The organism is Pseudomonas fluorescens (genome assembly GCF_005938625.1).
GTDB lineage: Bacteria > Pseudomonadota > Gammaproteobacteria > Pseudomonadales > Pseudomonadaceae > Aquipseudomonas > Aquipseudomonas fluorescens_BD.
Genome location: NZ_VCNJ01000009.1, coordinates 92,096 through 105,470 on the forward strand (window position 1 = coordinate 92,096; position 13,375 = coordinate 105,470).

General features: G+C 59.9%; 12 protein-coding genes. 9 read left to right on the forward strand and 3 right to left on the reverse strand.

Annotated features, from left to right (window positions below; genetic code table 11):
• Positions 1-9: 9 nt before the first annotated feature.
• Positions 10-954 (reverse strand): GlxA family transcriptional regulator, encoded by a 945-nt coding sequence (locus FGA82_RS08280; protein WP_141126708.1) that lies wholly within the window; start codon positions 952-954, stop codon positions 10-12.
• Positions 955-1,146: 192 nt separating this feature from the next.
• On the opposite strand from FGA82_RS08280, the gene FGA82_RS08285 reads away from it, so the two are divergent.
• From FGA82_RS08285 to FGA82_RS08315, 6 genes are all read left to right on the forward strand, one after another.
• Entirely contained in the window at positions 1,147-2,091 is a 945-nt protein-coding gene (locus tag FGA82_RS08285; protein ID WP_034153594.1) for a choline ABC transporter substrate-binding protein, read from the forward strand.
• 109 nt (positions 2,092-2,200) lie between these two features.
• Complete coding sequence (locus tag FGA82_RS08290) at positions 2,201-3,088, forward strand: 3-keto-5-aminohexanoate cleavage protein (protein ID WP_141126709.1); 888 nt, start codon at positions 2,201-2,203, stop codon at positions 3,086-3,088.
• Positions 3,089-3,243: 155 nt separating this feature from the next.
• A complete protein-coding gene (locus tag FGA82_RS08295; protein ID WP_141126710.1) occupies positions 3,244-4,209 on the forward strand; it encodes an L-carnitine dehydrogenase in 966 nt (321 codons plus the stop codon).
• A 224-nt stretch (positions 4,210-4,433) separates the two neighbouring features.
• Complete coding sequence (locus FGA82_RS08300; protein ID WP_141126711.1) at positions 4,434-4,910, forward strand: thioesterase family protein; 477 nt, start codon at positions 4,434-4,436, stop codon at positions 4,908-4,910.
• A gap of 23 nt (positions 4,911-4,933) precedes the next feature.
• Entirely contained in the window at positions 4,934-6,097 is a 1,164-nt protein-coding gene (locus FGA82_RS08305; protein WP_141126712.1) for a gamma-butyrobetaine dioxygenase, read from the forward strand.
• A 345-nt stretch (positions 6,098-6,442) separates the two neighbouring features.
• Positions 6,443-6,706, forward strand: coding sequence for a hypothetical protein (locus tag FGA82_RS08315; protein WP_016983943.1), 264 nt, complete (start codon positions 6,443-6,445; stop codon positions 6,704-6,706).
• 125 nt (positions 6,707-6,831) lie between these two features.
• Here FGA82_RS08315 and FGA82_RS08320 read toward each other — a convergent pair whose 3' ends face one another.
• Positions 6,832-7,935, reverse strand: a complete 1,104-nt coding sequence (locus FGA82_RS08320) for a GlxA family transcriptional regulator (RefSeq protein WP_007949927.1) — start codon at positions 7,933-7,935, stop codon at positions 6,832-6,834.
• 515 nt (positions 7,936-8,450) lie between these two features.
• Positions 8,451-9,827, reverse strand: coding sequence for an L-serine ammonia-lyase (locus FGA82_RS08325; protein WP_141126713.1), 1,377 nt, complete (start codon positions 9,825-9,827; stop codon positions 8,451-8,453).
• A gap of 437 nt (positions 9,828-10,264) precedes the next feature.
• On the opposite strand from FGA82_RS08325, the gene FGA82_RS08330 reads away from it, so the two are divergent.
• The 3 genes from FGA82_RS08330 to choV all read left to right on the forward strand — a co-directional run bounded on the left by FGA82_RS08330 (position 10,265) and on the right by choV (position 13,299).
• Positions 10,265-11,212: a choline ABC transporter substrate-binding protein gene (locus FGA82_RS08330; RefSeq protein ID WP_095121425.1), complete on the forward strand. Its 948-nt coding sequence runs from the start codon at positions 10,265-10,267 to the stop codon at positions 11,210-11,212.
• A gap of 66 nt (positions 11,213-11,278) precedes the next feature.
• Positions 11,279-12,124, forward strand: coding sequence for a choline ABC transporter permease subunit (gene choW, locus FGA82_RS08335; protein WP_007962645.1), 846 nt, complete (start codon positions 11,279-11,281; stop codon positions 12,122-12,124).
• Entirely contained in the window at positions 12,121-13,299 is a 1,179-nt protein-coding gene (choV, locus tag FGA82_RS08340; protein WP_141126714.1) for a choline ABC transporter ATP-binding protein, read from the forward strand. Before choW ends, choV begins: the two co-directional genes overlap by 4 nt.
• Positions 13,300-13,375 lie beyond the last annotated feature (76 nt).

Here is a 13,375-nt window from a genome sequence, read left to right on the forward strand (position 1 = left end):
CTTTTGATTTCAGGCCTGTGCGGTACGGCGGTCTTCACGCGGACAGCGGGCGAAGCGCGCGCGGTAGCTGCGGGTGAAGTAGGACGGGGATTCGAAGCCGCAGGCGATGCTGACTTCGAGCACGCTCATGTCGGTCTGGCGCAGTAGCTGCCGGGCCTTTTCCAGGCGCAGGCGCAGGTAGAAATTGCTCGGTGTATCGTTCAGATGCAGCCGAAACAAACGCTCCAGTTGCCGTCGCGTCACCTTGATCGATTCCGCCAGTTGCAGCGTGGTCAGCGGCGGTTCGCTGTGCTGCTCCATCTCGCCGATCACCTGCACCAGTTTCTTGTTATTGATCCCGTAACGCGTGGCGACTTCCATGCGCTGGTGATCTTTGCGCGGACGGATGCGTCCCAGCACGAATTGTTCGCTGACCTGAATCGCCAGTTGCGGGCCATGGGCCTGGGCGATCAGATCGAGCATTAAATCGATGGAAGCGGTGCCGCCCGCCGAAGTGATGCGGCGGCGGTCGATCTCGAACAGCTCCTGGGTCACGCTGAGCTGTGGATAAGATTCCTTGAACGCGTCGATGGCTTCCCAGTGCAGGGTCAGGCGATGGCCATCGAGCAGGCCCGCCTCGGCAAGGACGAAGCTGCCGGTGTCGATGGCGCCGAGGGTGACGCCGTCGTTGTCGAGTCGGCGCAGCCAATGCTCCAGCGTCGACGTGGCAAATTTCAACGGTTCAAACCCTGCCACCACCAATAACGTTGCGCCCTTCTTCAGCGGTTCCAGCGCAGCATCGGCATTGACCGACATGCCATTACTTGCCAACACCGGCCCGCCATCGGCGCTGAGTACATGCCAGCGGTACAACTCGCCACGGAAGCGATTGGCCACGCGCAGTGGTTCGATCGCGGAGATAAAGCCGATGGCGGAGAAGCCCGGCATCAGCAAAAAGTAGAAATCCTGGGACATGTGCGCACTCGGTTGGCGGGTAGCGTGGATCGTTGATACGCCGATTGTCGTCGGCGTTCAAGCGCACAGGTCGCTACAGTGCAAATGCCAGTCGCCGCAGTGCGCTTTCATGGGCGTATAGCTGCGTAACTTTGCATCACCGGCACGACAGATGCCGGAACTCACAATAAACGACCTGCCGAGGAACCCGACATGAAACGACTGATCAGCAGCTGTGTTCTTGCACTCAGCGGTACCGCTTTCTTGAGCGCCAGCGTCATGGCGGCCGAACCGGCAGCGTGCCAGAACGTGCGCATGGGCGTGGTCAACTGGACCGACGTGATCGCCACCAGTGCCATGACCCAGGTCCTGCTTGACGGCCTCGGCTACAACACCAAACAAACCAGCGCGTCCCAGCAAATCATCTTCGCCGGGATCCGCGATCAGCGGCTGGACTTGTTCCTCGGTTACTGGAACCCGCTGATGACCCAGACCATCACCCCGTTCGTCGACGCCAATCAGGTCAAGGTTCTCGAAGCGCCAAGCCTGAAAGACGCCCGCGCGACCCTCGCGGTGCCGACTTATCTGGCGGACAAGGGCCTGAAAACCTTCGCCGACATCGCCAAATTCGAAAAAGAACTGGGCGGCAAGATCTACGGCATCGAGCCAGGCTCGGGCGCCAACACGCAGATCAAGGCAATGATCGCCAAGAACCAGTTCGGCCTCGGCAAATTCCAGTTGGTCGAATCCAGTGAGGCCGGCATGCTCGCCGCCGTCGATCGCGCCGTGCGCCGCAAAGAGGCTGTGGTGTTCTTCGGCTGGGCGCCGCACCCGATGAACGTCAACGTCAAGATGACTTATTTGACCGGCAGCGACGATGCCCTCGGCCCGAACGAAGGCATGGCCACCGTGTGGACGGTCACCGCGCCGAAATACGCCGAGCAATGCCCGAACGTGGGCCGTCTGTTGACCAACCTGACGTTCACCGCCGAAGACGAGAGCCGGATGATGCAACCCTTGCTCGACCACAAAGATGCTTTCGAATCGGCCAGGCAATGGCTCAAGGATCACCCCGAAGACAAGCAACGCTGGCTGGAAGGTGTGACCACGTTCGATGGCAAACCGGCCGCTGAAAACCTCCAGCTGACCAGCAAATAACCCCCAATTGAAAAACCCGCTCTCCCAGATGGGAGAGGCAAATGAACCACGCTTCGCAGCCCCGAAAAGGGCTGCGGACAGACCCATCACGCTTGAAGGAAACCGCACCATGAACCACGACGTCATCATCACCTGCGCACTCACCGGTGCTGGCGACACGACCGCCAAGAGCCAGCACGTGCCGGTCACCCCAAAACAGATCGCTGCGGCGGCTGTTGAAGCCGCCAAGGCTGGCGCCACCGTCGTGCACTGCCATGTGCGCGATCCGCAGACCGGCAAGTTCAGCCGTGACGTGGCGCTGTACCGCGAAGTGATGGAGCGGATCCGCGAGGCGGACGTCGACATCATCGTCAACCTCACCGCCGGCATGGGCGGCGACCTGGAGATCGGCGCCGGCGAGAACCCGATGGAGTTCGGCCCGAACACCGATCTGGTCGGCCCGTTGACCCGTCTCGCCCACGTTGAAGAGTTGCTGCCGGAAATCTGCACCCTCGATTGCGGCACGCTGAACTTCGGCGATGGCGACACCATTTATGTCTCCACTCCGGCGCAACTGCGCGCGGGTGCCAAGCGCATCACCGAGCTGGGCGTGAAGGCCGAGCTGGAGATTTTCGACACCGGGCACCTGTGGTTCGCCAAGCAGATGATCAAGGAAGGCTTGCTCGATAACCCGCTGTTCCAGCTGTGTCTTGGCATTCCGTGGGGAGCGCCGGCGGACACCACGACCATGAAGGCCATGGTCGATAACTTGCCCGCCGATGCGGTGTGGGCCGGGTTTGGCATTGGACGCATGCAGATGCCGATGGCGGCGCAAGCGGTGCTGCTGGGCGGCAACGTGCGGGTCGGGCTGGAGGACAACCTGTGGCTGGACAAAGGCGTGCTGGCGACCAATGGCCAACTGGTCGAACGCGCCACCGAGATCCTCAGTCGCCTCGGCGCCCGCGTGCTGACCCCGGCCGAGGGCCGCAAGAAAATGGGCCTGACCCAGCGCGGCTGACCCTCAGCTCAAAGAATGGGCTCTGACTGCCCCCAATCTCACCTGTAGGAGCTGCCGAAGGCTGCGATCTTTTGATCTTGTTTTTCAAGATCAAGATCAAAAGATCGCAGCCTTCGTCAGCTACTACAGGGATTACCTTCCACGGGGAAAATCCTATGAACTTTATCACCGAAATCAAAACCTTCGCCGCGCTGGGCAGCGGTGTCATCGGCAGTGGTTGGGTCGCGCGCGCCCTCGCCCACGGCCTCGATGTGGTGGCCTGGGACCCGGCCCCCGGCGCCGAAGCAGCACTGCGCAAACGCGTGGCCAATGCCTGGGGCGCACTGGAGAAAAACGGTCTGGCGCCGGGCGCTTCGCAGGATCGTCTGCGCTTTGTCGCGACCATCGAAGAGTGCGTGCGCGATGCCGATTTCATTCAGGAAAGCGCCCCGGAACGTCTCGAGTTGAAGCTCGATCTGCACAGCAAAATCAGTGCAGCGGCCAAGCCCGATACGTTGATCGGTTCGAGTACCTCGGGCCTGCTGCCAAGTGAGTTCTACGAGAGCTCAACACACCCGGAACGCTGCGTGGTCGGCCATCCGTTCAACCCGGTTTATCTGCTACCGCTGGTGGAAGTGGTGGGCGGCAAGAACACCGCACCGGAAGCCGTGCAGGCAGCGATGAAAGTCTACGAATCCCTCGGCATGCGTCCGTTGCACGTGCGCAAGGAAGTGCCGGGGTTCATCGCCGACCGCTTGCTTGAAGCGCTGTGGCGTGAGGCGCTGCACCTGGTCAATGACGGCGTGGCGACTACCGGCGAGATCGACGACGCGATCCGCTTTGGCGCTGGTCTGCGCTGGTCGTTCATGGGCACGTTCCTGACTTACACGCTGGCCGGTGGTGATGCGGGCATGCGCCACTTCATGTCGCAATTCGGCCCGGCGTTGCAGTTGCCGTGGACGTATTTGCCGGCTCCGGAACTGACTGACAAGTTGATTGATGACGTGGTCGATGGCACCAGCGATCAGCTCGGCAGGCACAGCATTTCAGCGCTGGAGCGCTATCGTGATGATTGCTTGCTGGCGGTGCTGGAGGCGGTGAAGACCACAAAGGAAAAGCATGGGATGGCGTTCAGCGAGTAATGCGTTCGCGTCAAACCGCCGCCCTCACCCTAGCCCTCTCCCAGGGGTAGAGGGGACTGACCGAGTTGAATGTTCGAGTTACGCCGACCTGCACCACCGAGTCGAACTCAGGACTTGAAAAGCTTGAAGATCGGCTCCCTTTCCCCCTCTCCCCTTGGGGGAGAGGGCTGGGGTGAGGGGGTAGCTCTTGATCTTAACGACCCGCCAACTGCCGGAACCCAATCATGCCCAACCTCACCACCTACCAAACCAGAATCATCCCCGACTGGGTTGACTACAACGGCCACCTGCGCGACGCCTTCTACCTGCTGATTTTCAGCTACGCCACCGACGCCCTGATGGACCGCCTCGGCATGGACAGCAATAACCGCGACGCCAGCGGCCATTCACTGTTTACCCTCGAACTGCACCTCAACTATCTGCACGAAGTGAAGCTCGACACCGAGGTCGAAGTGCGCACGCAAATCATCGGCCACGACAGCAAACGCCTGCACCTCTATCACAGCCTGTACAAAGTCGGTAATGAGCAGGAACTGGCCGGCAACGAACAAATGCTCCTGCACGTCGACCTCGCCGGCCCGCGTTCGGCACCGTTCAGCGCGGACACCCTGAGCCGTCTGCAAAGCATCGTCGCCGAACAGAAAGACCTGCCCGCCCCCGCTTACATCGGCCGCGTTATCGCACTGCCACCCGCCCGGTAACCCATCAATCGCAAGGAGCCGCCATGAGCACCGCTGCCGCTGTTGCCGATTTCCGTACTTATCCGTTGATCAGCGCGCTAAGCGGCGTGCAGAGCCTGGCGGATCGCGTGGCCATTGAATGGGCTGACGGTCGTATCAGCCCGTTTCACGCTGTCTGGTTGCGGGATAACTGTCCGTGCCAGCAGTGCGTCTACAACGTCACCCGCGAGCAGGTTTTCGAAATTGTCGACGCCGCTGAAGATCTGAAACCCGCAGCCGCAAACATCGATACCGACGGCTGCCTGCGCATCGACTGGGCGGACGGTCACCTCAGCCGTTTCGATCCGGGCTGGTTGCGCGCGCATGCCTACGATGATGAATCCCGCGCCGAACGTCTGGCCGCCAAGCCCAAGCCCTTTCTTTGGCGTAACGATCTGCAACTCCCGATGTTCGAATACGCGGCGCTGATGAACGACAACGCCGCGCTGCTGCAATGGCTGCTCGCCGTGCGCGACATCGGCCTGACGCACGTACGCGGCGTACCCACCGAACCCGGTTCGCTGAAGCTCATTGCCCAACGTATTTCGTTCATCCGCGAGAGCAACTTCGGCGTGCTGTTCAACGTGCAATCGAAGGCCGATGCCGACAGTAATGCCTACACCGCTTTCAACCTGCCGTTGCACACCGACCTGCCCACTCGCGAGCTGCAACCGGGGCTGCAATTTCTGCATTGCCTGGTGAATGACGCCGAGGGCGGCGAGAGTATTTTTGTCGACGGTTTCGCGATTGCCGATGCGTTGCGCAGCGAAGATCCGGCGGCGTTTCAGGCGTTGTGTGAAATCCCCGTGGAGTTTCGCAACAAGGATCGGCATAGCGACTATCGCTGCCTGGCGCCGATCATTGCTTTGGATGCTCTGGGCAGGGTCGCCGAGATTCGCATGGCGAACTTTTTGCGCGGGGCGTTTGAGACGTCGGTGGAACAGATGCCGCTGTTGTATCGGGTGTATCGGCGGTTTATTGCGATGACCCGCGAGCCACGGTTTCGGCTGATGCAGCGGCTCAATCCCGGTGAGCTGTGGTGCTTTGATAACCGCCGCACGTTGCATGCGCGCAATGCGTTTGACCCGGGCACGGGGGCGCGACATTTTCAGGGCTGCTATATCGACCGGGATGAGTTGTTGTCGCGGATCCTCGTGTTGCAAAGATAGACCGTTAAAGGATCGCAGCCTTCGGCAGCTCCTACATTGGAATACGTTCCCTGTAGGAGCTGCCGAAGGCTGCGATCTTTCGCCTTGCAGCAGGCCAAAAAAAGCCCCGATACCAGCCGTGACAGAATCGGGGCGCAAGCTACTGTTGAGGAGCTGCCGTGCGAGGGTGACCAAACCTTCGTGTTGCAAGCTGAGTTCAGTGTGCCCATTCCCTTGAGCGGCAAGTTAGCCGAAAACGACCTGTTCATAGCCGTCGCAGCCACTGCGACAAATCGCCCTTGCCGTGCCCGCCCCGGCCTTACAGAATCAAGCCAAGACCTCCGTTGCCACAGAAGGATTTGCGTAATGATGTACGCCGATTTGATTGACCAGGAAGATCTGTTGGGCCAGCTCAAGGCGTTGGGTATTCAAGTGCCCAGTGGCACGACCGCCGATCAGGCCTGCGAGTGTGCGGTGCGCGGCCTGGATAATGTTCGCGCGTTTGAACTGCGCAAGATGGTCAAGGACATGTACACCAGCGGCGCCAGTATCCAGCCTGCGGTGCGTCAGGCGATCGACAAGCAGTTGTTGCCGGCACTGGCGGACTATCAGCAAAGCCATAGCGCCTGACGTTGATCACCTGATCACTCCCACGCTCTGCGTGGGAATGCCTCAACGGACGCTCCGCGTTCGGCCTTTTGGGACGCAGAGCGTCCCGGGCTGCGTTCCCACGCCGAGCGTGGGAACGATCCTTATCAGAGCCTTACGCTGGCAAACGTCGATTCATTCCGCGCCTGACTCAACGCCGACATCGGCCCCGACAGCGGCGACATCACGATCGCCTGCGGCAGCGGCAGCATCGCCACTTGCTGGGTGGTGTTGGAGCCTACGCGCTCGTCACGCGGCGGAATGCCGAAATATTCGCGGTAGCACTTGGAGAAGTGCGGCGTCGAGACGAAACCACACACCGACGCCACCTCGATGATCGACATCGGCGTCTGCTTGAGTAACTGCCGCGCGCGGATCAACCGCAGCTTCAAGTAGTAACGCGACGGCGAGCAATGCAGGTATTTCTGGAACAGCCGCTCCAGCTGTCGACGCGACACAGCGACGTACACCGCCAGCTCATCAAGGTCGATCGGCTCTTCCAGATTGGCTTCCATCAGCGCAACGATTTCCTGCAGTTTTGGCTGGTTGGTGCCGAGCATGTGCTTGAGCGGCACGCGCTGATGATCCTGTTCGTTGCGGATGCGTTCGTAGACAAACATTTCCGAGATCGCGGCGGACAGTTCACGGCCGTGATCGCGGCTGATCAGGTGCAGCATCATGTCCAGCGGCGCGGTGCCGCCGGAGCTGGTGAAACGGTTACGGTCGAGGGTAAACAAGCGAGTGCTCATGGCCACGCGCGGGAAAGCTTCCTGCATCGCCGCCAGACATTCCCAGTGCACGCTGCAATCGAAACCGTCGAGCAACCCGGCGCAAGCCAGTGCCCAACTGCCGGTACACACGGCGCCGAGACGCTTGGACTGGCGCGCCTGGCTTTGCAGCCACGACACGTGTTCACGGGTAACGGTGCGTTGAATGCCGATGCCGCCGCAGACAATCACAGTGTCCAGTGGCGGGGCTTTGTGCATGGAAGCGTCGGGAGTGATTTGCAGACCGTCACTGGCCCACACCTGGCCGCCATCGACGGTGAGGGTGCTCCAGCGATACAGCTCGCGACCGGACAATTGGTTGGCCATGCGTAGAGGTTCTACTGCGGAGGCCAGAGAAATCAGCGTGAAATTGTCCAGCAGCAGAAAGCCGATGGATTGAGGCGCACGGTTCTGGGGTTGGGCCCCGGAGTTGAACGACGTCATCGCGGTATCTCCTCACACAAAGCGGGTGATGGCCTCAGGCGGAGGCTCTTGTTATTGCCAGCGTTCTCGCTTGGGAGACGGGCTTTGTTATGACAGAGCAATTGCCATGCCTAAAATTGGATGGCCGTTCAATAACTCCTGAAAACGACGTCGCGACGTGTCTATCCGAGCCGTCCGACGAAAGGTATTTCGAAGTGCCATCAGCGACGGTGAAAGCCCTGCCCCGACGTCTGTGAGCAAATCGGTAGCACTTGTGGGAACTGGCCTGCGCGCAGTTTGCGGGGAGTGTCACCGCAAGCACGGGTGACGGACGGTAGCGGGTGCTGAATGCATGTAACAGCTGGGAAAGACTCTTATCTGTTTGCGACGCGCTAAAAGGTGGCGTGATTGATCGCGCGTGTTCACTTGATGAGCAATTTTGACTGGTCTGACCCCATCGCGAGCAGGCTCACTCCTACATTTGGAATGCGCGCCCCTGTAGGAGTGAGCCTGCTCGCGATTGAGGCGACTCGGTCTCAGCACTCAACCGCGCTAACCGCCAACCCACCGCGCGAAGTCTCTTTATATTTGTCATGCATGTCGGCGCCGGTATCGCGCATGGTGCGGATCACCCGATCCAGCGAAATAAAGTGCTGACCATCGCCACGCAACGCCATCTGCGCTGCATTGATCGCCTTCACCGCCGCAATCGCATTGCGCTCAATACACGGCACTTGCACCAAGCCACCGACCGGATCGCAGGTCAGCCCAAGGTTGTGTTCAAGGCCAATCTCCGCCGCGTTGCATAACTGCTCCGGCGTAGCGCCAAGAATCTCCGCCAGCCCCGCCGCCGCCATCGCACACGCCGAACCGACTTCACCCTGACAACCCACCTCAGCGCCGGAGATCGAAGCATTCTTCTTGCACAGAATCCCCACCGCCGCTGCACCCAGGAAGTAGTCGACCACGTTGGCGTCCGTCACCGCTTCGCTGAACTTCATGAAGTAGTGCAACACCGCCGGAATGATCCCCGCCGCACCATTGGTCGGCGCCGTGACCATGCGCCCGCCCGCCGCGTTCTCTTCATTAACAGCCAGCGCAAAAAGATTGACCCACTCCATGGCGCTCAGCGTCGAGCCGATGACATTGGGCTTGCCCAATTCCTGAAGACTGCGATGCAACTTCGCCGCACGTCGACGTACATTCAAACCGCCGGGCAGGATGCCTTCGTGTTTGAGGCCCTGCTCGACGCAATCCTGCATCGCCCGCCACAGTTTCATCAGTCCGGAGCGAATCTCTTCTTCACTGCGCCAGACCTTTTCGTTGGCCAGCATCAGTTCGGCGACGCGCAGGTTGTTCTTTTTACAAAGCTCCAGCAGCTCGACCGCGCTGGAAAAATCGTACGGCAGCTCAGTGCGATCCAGATCGACGACACCGCTGGACGCCTGCGCCTCATCCACGACAAAGCCCCCACCGACCGAATAGTAGGTGTCGCGATGCAGCTCGCCGTGATCGCCCTCGGCCACAATCGTCATGGCATTGGGGTGGAACGGCAGGTTCTCGTCGATCAGACGCATGTCCCGTGCCCAGACAAACGGCACCGATAAACGACCGTCCAAAAGAAGGGTGTGCGTTTCGCGCAGCGCCTTAATGCGTGGGCCGATCTGCGCCGGGTCGATTGCGTCCGGCCATTCGCCCATCAGCCCCATGATCACCGCGTTGTCGCTGCCGTGACCAATGCCCGTGGCTGACAGCGAACCGAACAGCTGCACTTCGATTCGCCGCACCTGTTCCAGTTGATGTTGGCCCCTTAACGACTCGACGAACAACGCTGCGGCGCGCATCGGCCCGACGGTGTGGGAACTGGAAGGGCCGATGCCGATTTTGAACAGGTCGAAAACACTGATAGCCATTGCTGCAGAGCTCCTGAGGATGCCGGTCCGGGACGCAAAAGCGCCCGCTGGCGGAGCTGCTACGCTCAAGCTGCGATCCGCCGGAATGCCCGCATCATCAGGCTTTTGTCGGAGCGCACGGCGTCTGACACCGACGCACTCATGTCCACCAGCGCCGCGCCGTTTTCGCCCCGGTTTTTCGCCGTTTTTATACGGTTCAGATGGCCATCGGGGGCTGAAAAAAGCTGTAAACGACGTCACCGACACTAGATACGACCATCCCTGTACTGGATACGACCCCCCCTGTAGGCGTCAGATTTTCACTGGTACATGATCGTTGTGACTCGATTGCAAGGCGCCGTGGTAGAGCTGTCTCCAGAACGCCATCCAACCGCAACCTATAAGTGCGGTGGTCCACAGTCGGAACACTGCCAAAAAAAACACCAAGGAGTCCATCCATGAAAGGTTCCCCGTCGTTGTTGTTGGCCGCCATGCTGAGTCTGCCGTTACTGGCGCAAGCTGCAGAACCGGCGCAGTGCAGTACTGTTAACTTCTCCGATGTCGGCTGGACCGACATCACCGCGACCACCGCCACCACCTCCGTTGTCCTCAACGCCCTCGGCTACAAGACCAAGACCACCATGATTTCCGTGCCCGTGACCTACAAGTCGCTGGCCGACGGCAAGAACATGGACGTGTTCCTCGGCAACTGGATGCCGACCATGGAAAACGACATCAAGGCCTACCGCGACGCCGGCACCGTGGAAACCGTGCGCACCAACCTCAAGGGCGCCAAATACACCCTCGCCGTGCCGCAAGCCCTGTATGACAAAGGTCTGCATGACTTCGCCGACATCGCCAAATTCAAGAAAGAGCTCGACGGCAAGATCTACGGCATCGAGCCTGGCAACGACGGCAACCGTCTGATCCAGAGCATGATCGACAAGGACGCCTTCGGACTGAAGACCGCCGGTTTCAAAGTCGTCGAATCTTCCGAAGCGGGCATGCTCTCGCAAGTTGATCGCGCGCAAAAACGCGACACAGCAGTGGTCTTCCTCGGCTGGGCGCCGCACCCGATGAACAAGCGTTTCAAGATTCAATACCTGACCGGTGGCGATGATTTCTTCGGCCCCGATTTCGGTGCGGCGACCGTGGCGACCAATACCCGCAAGGGTTACGCCACGGAATGCAGCAACGTCGGTCAGTTGCTGAAGAACCTGGAGTTCACCGTCGACATGGAAAGCGAACTGATGGGCAACATCCTCGACGACAAGATGAAGCCTGACGCGGCCGCCAAAGCCTGGCTGAAAAAGAATCCACAGGTGCTCGATACCTGGCTCGCTGGCGTGACCACCATTGACGGTAAACCAGGCCTGGAGGCCGTGAAAGCCAAGATTGCCCAGTAATCGCTTATGCCGAGGGAGCTTGCTCCCTCGGGCTGTTTATTTCCTTGCATGCGGACGTTCACTACCATGCTGATTGATCAGAAAATACCTCTAGGCCAGTACATCGCGGGCTTCGTTGAATGGTTGACGCAACACGGCGCCAGCACGTTCGACGCAATCGCCGTGACCCTGGAAACGATGATCCACGGCGTGACGTTTGCGCTCACCTGGTTCAACCCTTTTGTCTTGATCGGCCTCATCGCCCTGCTCGCGCATTTCATCCAGCGCAAATGGGGATTGACCGTTTTCGTTATCGCTTCCTTTCTGCTGATCCTCAATCTGGGATACTGGCAGGAAACCATGGAAACCCTCGCCCAGGTCATGTTCGCGACCCTGGTCTGCGTGGTCATCGGCGTGCCGTTGGGCATCGTCGCCGCGCACAAACCGATGTTCTACACTTTAATGCGTCCGGTACTCGATCTGATGCAGACCGTACCGACCTTCGTTTACCTCATTCCTACCCTGACCCTCTTCGGGCTGGGTGTGGTACCGGGCCTGATCTCCACGGTGGTGTTCGCCATCGCTGCGCCGATCCGCCTGACCTACCTGGGCATCCGCGATGTCCCGCAAGAACTGATGGACGCCGGCAAGGCCTTCGGCTGCTCGCGTCGCCAATTGCTTTCACGGATCGAACTGCCTCACGCCATGCCGAGCATCGCTGCCGGCATCACCCAGTGCATCATGCTGTCGTTGTCGATGGTGGTGATCGCCGCACTGGTAGGCGCCGACGGACTCGGCAAACCGGTGGTCAACGCACTGAACACTGCTGATATCGCCCTGGGCTTCGAAGCGGGCCTGGCGATCGTACTGCTGGCGATCATGCTCGACCGTATCTGCAAACAACCCGACGCCAAAGTAGGGGGTGACGCATGAGCATAATTCGCTTCGAAGACGTAGACGTAATCTTCTCCAAGGATCCGCGCGAGGCGCTCAAGCTGCTGGATCAGGGCATGACGCGCAACGAGATTCTGAAAAAGACCGGGCAGATTGTCGGCGTGGAAAAAGCCACGCTGGACATCAACAAAGGCGAGATCTGCGTGCTGATGGGCCTGTCCGGCTCCGGCAAGTCGAGCCTGCTGCGCTGCATCAACGGCCTCAACACCGTGAGCCGCGGCGAGCTGTTCGTCGAGCATGAAAACCGCCAGATCGACATCGCCTCCTGCACCCCGGCCGAGCTGAAAATGATGCGCACCAAACGCATCGCCATGGTGTTCCAGAAGTTCGCCCTGATGCCGTGGCTGACGGTGCGCGAGAACATCAGTTTCGGTCTGGAAATGCAGGGTCGCCCGGAGAAGGAACGCAAGAAACTGGTCGATGAAAAACTCGAACTGGTTGGCCTGACTCAATGGCGCAACAAGAAGCCTGACGAACTCTCCGGCGGCATGCAGCAGCGTGTCGGTCTGGCGCGGGCACTGGCGATGGACGCCGATATTCTGTTGATGGACGAACCGTTTTCGGCCCTCGACCCGCTGATCCGTCAGGGCCTTCAGGATGAGCTGCTGGAACTGCAACGCAAACTGAGCAAGACCATCGTGTTCGTGAGTCACGACCTCGACGAGGCACTGAAACTCGGTAGCCGCATCGCGATCATGAAGGACGGCCGGATCATCCAGTACAGCGTGCCGGAAGAGATCGTGCTGAACCCGGCGGACGACTATGTGCGTACGTTCGTCGCGCACACCAACCCGCTCAACGTACTTTGCGGTCGCAGCCTGATGCGCACGCTGGACAAGTGCAAACGCATCAACGGTTCGGTGTGTCTGGATCCGGGCGGCGATTCGTGGCTGGATCTGGCCGAAGGCAACACCATCAAAGGCGCACGGCAGAATGGTTCGGTACTGAACCTGCAGAACTGGGCACCGGGGCAAGCGGTGGAAGGTCTGGAGCGCAAGCCGACGCTGGTGGATTCGAATATCGGTATGCGTGATGCGCTGCAGATTCGTTATCAGACCGGCAACAAGCTGGTGCTGCACGATAACAATCATGTGGTGGGGATACTGGGAGACAGTGAGTTGTATCACGCATTGCTGGGCAAGAACCTCGGTTAAGGCGGGATAAAAAAAGGGATCGCGGTGAGCGATCCCTTTTTTATTGGGTCAGGAAAAAAGCCCCTCACTGTAGAGA